This window comes from Gilvimarinus sp. 1_MG-2023, assembly GCF_030548285.1.
Genome location: NZ_JAUOSC010000030.1, coordinates 1 through 1,060 on the forward strand (window position 1 = coordinate 1; position 1,060 = coordinate 1,060).

Genomic DNA, 1,060 nt, shown 5'->3' on the forward strand with positions numbered 1-1,060 from the left:
CCAACCCGGCGAGCGTCTTCTTGATAGTTGCGGTCAACTGCGGGTACGGTCACTGTGGATACCACGACATTGGCGCTGGGCGGTTATTACGCCTATGCCGTCGACAGCGCCGGCAACCTGAGCCTGGCTTCCAGTGAGTGGATTACGTTAGCGGATGAAACGGCACCCACGTTTACGTCTGGCACGACCGCGACCGCGATTGATGAAAACTCCGGTGCCAGCACGGTTATCTACACGGCCACGACGGATGACGCGACGGCGGTTTATTCTTTGTCTGGCACTGACGCCAGTGACTTCAGCATCGACAGCAGTACGGGCGTTGTTACCTTGCTGAACAACCCCGATTACGAAACCAAGTCCAGTTACTCATTCATCGTTACCGCTACCGATGGCGCCGGTAACCATACCGACCAAGCGGTTACTCTCGATGTGAACGACCTGGACGATACTGCCCCAGAAGCCAGTATTGTGTTATCGCTCGCGACAGTACAGCTGGAAGCGTTGGGTAATACCAGCAATGGTGACTATGCCCCTCAAATCACCGCGGTAGGCAGCGATGGCGCCTATGTGGTGACCTGGTACGGATGGGATAGCGACGGTGATTGGTCGATCTTTGTGCAGGCCTTTGATGATGACGGCTTCTTAAACGGTGCCACGGTACAGTTGGAAGCACTGGATAATATCACCGGTGCTGATCAGTACCCTCAAATCACCGCTGTGGGCACTGATGGCGACTATGTGGTGACCTGGTACGGAAGGGACAGCAACGGTGATTATTCGATCTTTGTGCAGGCCTTCAACGCCGAAGGTTCCGTCAACGGTGACACAGTACAGCTGGAAGCACTGGGTAATACCATTGGAGATGACTATGCCGTCCAAATCACTGCGGTAGGCAGCGCTGGCGCCTATGTGGTGACCTGGGTCGGGACTGATAGTGACGGTGATGAGTCGATCTTTGTACAGGCGTTTAATGCCGATGGTACACCGGTGATAGATAGCACCTATGAAGCAGGGGAGTTGGTCACATTACAAAGCAATGAAGCAGGTACGGTGTATTTGG

At 54.4% G+C, this 1,060-nt stretch carries 1 protein-coding gene; it reads left to right on the forward strand.

Translation table 11 applies throughout. The features are described 5' to 3' along the window. Positions 1 to 54: 54 nt before the first annotated feature. Positions 55 to 1,060: cadherin repeat domain-containing protein (locus Q4563_RS15460; protein ID WP_303605084.1), on the forward strand; the 1,006-nt coding region annotated here is incomplete at its 3' end.